Source organism: Rickettsia senegalensis (assembly GCF_056135685.1).
Genome location: NZ_JBVYTQ010000003.1, coordinates 44,374 through 50,788 on the forward strand (window position 1 = coordinate 44,374; position 6,415 = coordinate 50,788).

Genomic DNA, 6,415 nt, shown 5'->3' on the forward strand with positions numbered 1-6,415 from the left:
TTATAATGTCTGTAAGATTAAATCTTGACTTCTACAGCTTATTCTTGCTAATTACAATGTTTTACGTGACTGGCTCTATTTGCAACAGTGCCTATAAGATTATATCTTGTCTTCTACACATCTAAAATTCTACACTTAATGATGCTTCTGTAATATCTCCTATGACTGTAGTGTCATTGTTTTCAAGAAATATTCTGCAGTCCCCTGGTATGTCTATAGGACCCTCAGGGAACAATGTTAGATATTTTAAGTCAATTTGCTTTAGTAACTGACTTAAAGAACAAGACTCATGTATTGGTTCTAAATCAGGACGCAAAATATAAATACCAGTTTCTATTTCTTTTGCCTTGTTACACAAATTATAATCATATAAACCTCCACCTAGCCTTTTATCCTCAGGCGTATCTATATCTCTAGTAAACTGTAAAGTAGTTATATTACTTTTATTATCAGGCTGTGTTGCGATCATAGCTGTATGACCTTTCACAAGATAAATATCACCGGGTTGAATTAATTTTAATTGTGCATCTTTAACATCGCTACTTAAAAAAGTGATAGCTTTATAGTGATATTCATTTGCAAGATTATTATATGCTGCTTGCATATTTATAGTATTAATACTTTGAATTTGCTCAGTAGTAAGGTATGTTGCCTTACCCACCGCTGTTGAACAATCCTCAGGACCAAATAACAATTGTTCCTTAAAATAACGATGTGCCCCATATTGATAATCTCCAACAAGTTTCATACCATTCTTGGATGCGAAAGGATATGAAGTAGGCACTAGATCGTTTGGTAATTCATATTCGGGATTTAGAAAAGGAAATGATGTAGCAGTCCCAGGCATCATCTCTTGTTCTTTAGTACAGCTAGCAGCAATACTAGAGAGCAATACTGAACTGACAGAAGAATTTTCATTTCCCCAATACTCCTGATCACTTGATGACTGTAATATCGGTAATTTGTCAGGGTCTATAGTATTTGGTAATTCATGGTAGAACATACCACTCTTGATTTGACTTATTAATTCTTCTCCTTGATGCTCTGCACACTGCTTAGCCATGTTAAGCTGTAAAGAAGTTTTATTATACTTTATAGGAAATCCTATATCGTTCAAGTTCTGATCCTTTAAGTAATTATTTATTGACACACTAATATGTTCATGTCTTTGCAGGTTATTAGTTACTACACTTGCCATCTCTGAATCAGAGATGTCAGGATGTTGCTCACTATATTCAATAATAATTTCTTGCACCTTATTCTGACTATATTTGGTCGCTAACTGTTTTGCTCTAATTTGTGCCACCATATGTGCAATTTGCTTATTCATAATTTCAAACATTATATTCTCCTATTATAAAACTGAGTAATTTTAAATCTTTATACATATTGTACTGCGTGTTATTTACCCTCGTCTATACCAAATAGACACTAATGTAACACCTTCCCCTTGCTCAATCCCAGTGATTCCTAGCTATATCACCTTTTACTAGACTTCTATCGCTATTAACTGAGCATTATTACCTATCAACTTGTAGTCTTCAACAGGGCTTGTTGAGTTAGGCGTATATGTATCAAATAATAAAGGTTCATGTTGATCATTACTACCAAAGAATGATGTTACATATTCAGCAATAGGCTCATAAACACCTGATAAATGAATCGCTGCCTCATGTAATTTATTTACGGCATTTAGACCATCATCTATCGCTTTACTGAACAGTTGTTGATCTTTAGTGATGGCATTACTGGCTTTGATGATTGTTTCTACTACCTCATATATAATAAAACCATTTTTTACTACACTCTCTAACTTTGTATCAGTAAGATTCAATTGTTTTGTTTTGGATAAAGCTACAGTAGCAAGTACCCCATATTTATTAATCACCTTAGGTATATCTAAGAAATGATTTACTGATGAATATGTTAAAGCTATTGCGTCATTTAAACAGTTAAATGCTTGCGTGATTTTAAATTCGTATCCTTCTTGATTGTAACTCATAATAATACTCCTTTTTAAATTTAACTTGCCTTACTAAAAACACTTATACCTAAGTATATTACCACACCTCATGGTAATATACTACTATTTTATGTACTCTTGCTGTATTTCTTCACGCCAAAATCTCATGATTTGAGACTTCATCATCTATTCCTTCAAGTTCCATGGGACATAGGTTGTATAAATCGTTACCGGATGTCTAATAATATTAACATCATTTTTGAGACTTGGCTCAACCTTACTCGATGCATTATGAATCCTCATGCTGATAGACCACCCTTCATCGCAAGTAACTATAATCGTGTTCTTGGATGAATCTTTAAAACTTATATCTAGAAACTTTGTTGGCAATTTCAGTATTTGAAAATTTAGCTTTGGTTTTACATTGCCTGCTGGTTTATTCAATGTACCGTATAGATTAAAACACTGAACATATGTGATACACCTTTTATTAACAGCAATAATCTTATAGAAATCATTGTGCCCTAATAAATATTTAACAAGTAATCTTGGGATCTTATATGGATGTACCTTGTCTAGCCTTTGCAACTCATCAATAAAGCTATTTGGTAACCCCCCCAAAAACAATCGACAAAAGGAGTAGAATTTTCTAGAAACAAAGGAGGAGATTCTATAAATGACAATATCAAAGCACAGTGATAGCCAAATCATGTCTATCTTAAAGCAAGCGAGCGGTGGGATGCCTGTAGCGTCTATACTGAGAGAGCACAAAATACCATCAGCGACATTTTATAAATGGAGATCAAAGTATGGTGGTATGGCTTTACCGATGATTACTAAATTAAAGGAGTTAGAATCGGAAAATGCACGGCTTAAAAAGATGTATGCTGAGGAAAGGCTAAGAGCTGATATATTAAAGGAAGTACTTGAAAAAAAGTTAGGAAGCCATCTCAAAGGCGGGAGATGGCTAAAATAATATCTGGAGAAAAAGATATTTCTATAAGGAGTGCATGCAAGATCTTTGGTGTCAGCGAAACATGCTATAGATATAAAAGGAAGCTATCATCTGAGGATGATATTATAGCAGGCCAGCTAATGCGTTTAGTAGGTGATCAAAAGAACTGAGGCCTTGGCCTCTGCTTTTTATATTTACGTAATATCAAAGGTTTTGGTTGGAATCATAAATTGTAATAGTTGAGATTTAATCTTACATTTAGTAAAATTAAGATAATATTAAATGGAGGATTAGAGATGAATCTAAATCAAAAAATAATAAAGCCAAAAATAGGATTACTAGAATTAGCTAGGAGTCTTGGTAGTATATCGTCAGCATATAAAGCTATGGGTTACAGTAGAGACAGTTATTATAGGTTTAAAGAGTTATATGAAACAGGAGGAGAAGAAGCATTATATGAGATTAGTCGGAAGAAGCCAATTATAGCGAATAGAGTTGATCCTGCCGTAGAGAGAGCAGTATTAGATATGGCAGTAGAATACCCCGCTTATGGTCAGCTGCGAGTATCAAATGAGCTTAAAAAGACTGGTATTCTTGTATCACCTGGAGGAGTTAGATCTATTTGGCTACGTAATGATTTAAATAATATCAATAAAAGACTTAAAGCATTAGAAGCCAAAATGGCTCAGGATGGTATTGTTCTTACCGAAGCTCAGTTACAAGTATTAGAGAAACGGCGTAGCGAGAAAGAAGCTCATGGTGAGATTGATACACAGCATCCAGGTTATCTAGGATGCCAAGACACATATTATGTAGGTAATTTTAAAGGCATAGGCAAGGTATATTCTCAAGTGTTTATTGATAGTTACACTCGGGTTGCAGAGGCTAAACTATATACTGATAAAACAGCACTTACCGCTGCTGACATGCTTAATGATAGAGTGTTACCATGGTATGAGAGTCAGCAAATACCAGTACTTCGTATTTTAACTGATAGAGGTGGTGAGTATAAAGGTAATATAGAACATCATGCTTTTGAATTGTTCTTAAGCATTGAGGGTATTGAGCATACTACTACTAAAGCATATTCTCCTCAAACAAATGGTATGTGTGAACGTTTTAATAAAACTATGAAACAAGAATTCTTTGATACTGCTATGCGTAAAAAGATCTATACTGATCTTGATGATCTACAACTAGATCTTGATATTTGGCTAGAATATTATAATAATGAAAGACCGCATTCCGGTAAATATTGCTATGGAAAAACACCTATGCAGACTTTTATGGATAGTAAAAAGTTAGCTGTTGAAAAGAATAACGAAATCTTATATCTTGAATACTCATCTGACAGTCATAACTTATCAGACATTCAGATATAATTTTTATAATGTCTGTAAGATTAAATCTTGACTTCTACAGCAAGTGAAGGGGATTTCTCAATTAGACAGTGGTGTAATGACGAAGAAAACAAAAGCTGGTTATTTTTAACGGCTCTTCCTAGTCAAAGAGCAACACTGAGCCCTTTATTATCTGCTTGGATTAGTGTGGCTTTAAAGTCATTAATGAGTAGAGATATAGGAAGCGCAGTAGAGAATCTTTGGTTTATTATGGACGAGCTGCCTGCTCTTGGTAAAATCAATAGCTTAAATACGGCTCTTGCAGAAAGTAGAAAATATGGCGGATGTTTTGTTGCAGGTATTCAGAACATATTTCAGCTGGGTAAAATATACGGTTCTGCCGCAGCTAATGATTTGCTGGATTTGTTTAATTCTAAATTCATCTTCCGTGTTGGCGATCAGCAAACAGCACATAGATCGGTAATGATGCTAGGTGAGCAAGAGATACGTAAAACTCAAGAAAGTCTATCGTATGGTTCAAACACCATAAGAGATGGCGTTAATATCAACACTATAGAACAAAAGAAAATGCAGGTATTACCTGCTGAAATCATGTCCCTACCTAACTTATCATGTTTTGTGAAGTTAGCGGGGCATTATCCGATTTCTAAACTGAAGATGAAATAGCAGAATTGATCTAATGGTTATTAATTAATGTATTAATTTAGGAAAAAAATATATTATGAAAAATAAATTATATAAAACTTTTCTTACGGTAGCATTTGTATTATTTTCGTTCCAAACAGTTGCTGGTCAGAATCAAGATTCTTCAAAAAAGCAAGATGATTCTTCATATCTTAATATATATGTTACGCAGCAAATGGATGTACAGGAAGATTTGTTGATATCCAGTGTACGTATAGAAAAGGATGGCGTCGATCCTAAATCTGTGCAAAATGAGATTAATAGCATAATGGCAGCAGCAATAAAAATAGCCAAACAACCGGATATTAACGTCTCTACAGGCCAATATAATATATATCAATATGATGAAGAACAAAATACCAGTAATAAAGAGAAGAAGGTAAAGAAAAAGAAGTGGCGTGGCACCCAAGTATTATCGTTACAAAGTAAATCACCTGAAGTATTATTATCAGTAATCAGACAATTACAAAACGAAGGCTTATTAATACAAAGCCTGAATTATACATTATCTAATGATAAGAGAGATGCTATAAGAAACTCTATGATTGAATCTGCTATTGCAAAACTAAAGCAACAAGCTATGAGAGTTGCAAAAGCTCTTGGTCAAGAATATAGCAGATTTACTATGATAAATGTTGATACTGGATTAGGTGCGCGACCTCCAATGCCGATATACAGAAATGCAATACCTGCTTTAGGTGTAATGTCTGACGTTGCTATGATGCCGTCTGCAGAGCCGGGCACAAGCACAGTATCGATAACGGTATCCGCAACTGCATTGCTTAAATAGAGTAATGCGATTTATCTAATAATAAATTAGAATACATTGTAGAATATTAAAAAAATCAAGGAGAACATGCGTCAAATTAGTTTCATTTTACTCACAAGCATTTTATGCATATCATGCAATACCACAAGAATTGTTAAAATCCCTGAAATTAATAAATCTGCATTTCAATATGAATCTATAGATTATCAATGTGAAAATGGCAGAAATTTAAATGTACAGTATTTAAATAATGATATTAATAATATTGCATTAATAAACTTAGATAAGAATGTCATTATATTTAGCAATGTTGTTGCAGGTAGTGGCGTACGTTATGCTGCACAGCAATATATATGGCATACAAAAATTGATTATGGTATTTTAAGTGATGAGATATCTAATACTAATTTAGTATGTCATCAACAGAAGTTGAAAACTAATAAGTAGATATAACCATTAGTAGAACAGTGATATAATACATCATTTAAGCATATGCATAAAGTATTGTCCGAAGAGTAAAGGAAGGATAATCAGACAAATCAGAACTAAAACTGTAAAAGTTAAGATGTAGAAGTTAAGATTTAAGGAGATCGTTAATTTCGGCGATAGACAAACCGGTAATACGAGAAACCTCAGGAATAGAGTAATTATTAGCAAGCATATTTTTAGCTACTTCATATTTT

The 6,415-nt window shown here is 33.5% G+C and carries 7 protein-coding genes and 2 pseudogenes; 5 read left to right on the forward strand and 4 right to left on the reverse strand.

Annotation, left to right across the window (positions count from 1 at the left end; translation table 11 throughout):
* Positions 1-121: 121 nt before the first annotated feature.
* From AC0ODJ_RS08870 to AC0ODJ_RS08880, 3 genes are all read right to left on the reverse strand, one after another.
* The gene (locus tag AC0ODJ_RS08870; RefSeq protein WP_474466080.1) at positions 122-1,342 is read right to left on the reverse strand and encodes an RP439 family protein; all 1,221 of its coding nucleotides are present in this window, start codon (positions 1,340-1,342) and stop codon (positions 122-124) included.
* A gap of 147 nt (positions 1,343-1,489) precedes the next feature.
* Positions 1,490-2,002, reverse strand: coding sequence for a DUF5424 family protein (locus AC0ODJ_RS08875; RefSeq protein ID WP_474466082.1), 513 nt, complete (start codon positions 2,000-2,002; stop codon positions 1,490-1,492).
* Between the two features lie 147 nt (positions 2,003-2,149).
* Positions 2,150-2,584 carry a HaeIII family restriction endonuclease gene (locus AC0ODJ_RS08880; RefSeq protein WP_474466084.1) on the reverse strand — a complete coding sequence of 145 codons (435 nt, stop codon included), beginning with the start codon at positions 2,582-2,584 and terminating at the stop codon, positions 2,150-2,152.
* 55 nt (positions 2,585-2,639) lie between these two features.
* Between AC0ODJ_RS08880 and AC0ODJ_RS08885 the strand changes: the two are divergent.
* The 5 genes and pseudogenes from AC0ODJ_RS08885 to AC0ODJ_RS08905 all read left to right on the forward strand — a co-directional run.
* Positions 2,640-3,148 (forward strand): annotated as a pseudogene (locus AC0ODJ_RS08885) (transposase); the annotation flags it as partial.
* A 66-nt stretch (positions 3,149-3,214) separates the two neighbouring features.
* Positions 3,215-4,300: an IS481 family transposase gene (locus AC0ODJ_RS08890; protein WP_474465674.1), complete on the forward strand. Its 1,086-nt coding sequence runs from the start codon at positions 3,215-3,217 to the stop codon at positions 4,298-4,300.
* A gap of 27 nt (positions 4,301-4,327) precedes the next feature.
* Complete coding sequence (locus tag AC0ODJ_RS08895; RefSeq protein ID WP_474466087.1) at positions 4,328-4,945, forward strand: type IV secretion system DNA-binding domain-containing protein; 618 nt, start codon at positions 4,328-4,330, stop codon at positions 4,943-4,945.
* 55 nt (positions 4,946-5,000) lie between these two features.
* A complete protein-coding gene (locus AC0ODJ_RS08900) occupies positions 5,001-5,753 on the forward strand; it encodes an SIMPL domain-containing protein (RefSeq protein ID WP_474466090.1) in 753 nt (250 codons plus the stop codon).
* Between the two features lie 66 nt (positions 5,754-5,819).
* Positions 5,820-6,179 carry an MliC family protein gene (locus AC0ODJ_RS08905; RefSeq protein WP_218459930.1) on the forward strand — a complete coding sequence of 120 codons (360 nt, stop codon included), beginning with the start codon at positions 5,820-5,822 and terminating at the stop codon, positions 6,177-6,179.
* 127 nt (positions 6,180-6,306) lie between these two features.
* On the opposite strand, the pseudogene AC0ODJ_RS08910 reads toward AC0ODJ_RS08905, so the two are convergent.
* Positions 6,307-6,415 (reverse strand): annotated as a pseudogene (locus tag AC0ODJ_RS08910) (Rpn family recombination-promoting nuclease/putative transposase); the annotation flags it as partial.

What these genes read in the sequence shown, in the direction of transcription:
- AC0ODJ_RS08870 (WP_474466080.1), bottom strand. Translation starts at nt 1,342, where the DNA reads ATGTTTGAAATTATGAATAAGCAAATTGCACATATGGTGGCACAAATT.
- AC0ODJ_RS08875 (WP_474466082.1), bottom strand. Translation starts at nt 2,002, where the DNA reads ATGAGTTACAATCAAGAAGGATACGAATTTAAAATCACGCAAGCATTT.
- AC0ODJ_RS08890 (WP_474465674.1), top strand. Translation starts at nt 3,215, where the DNA reads ATGAATCTAAATCAAAAAATAATAAAGCCAAAAATAGGATTACTAGAA.
- AC0ODJ_RS08900 (WP_474466090.1), top strand. Translation starts at nt 5,001, where the DNA reads ATGAAAAATAAATTATATAAAACTTTTCTTACGGTAGCATTTGTATTA.
- AC0ODJ_RS08905 (WP_218459930.1), top strand. Translation starts at nt 5,820, where the DNA reads ATGCGTCAAATTAGTTTCATTTTACTCACAAGCATTTTATGCATATCA.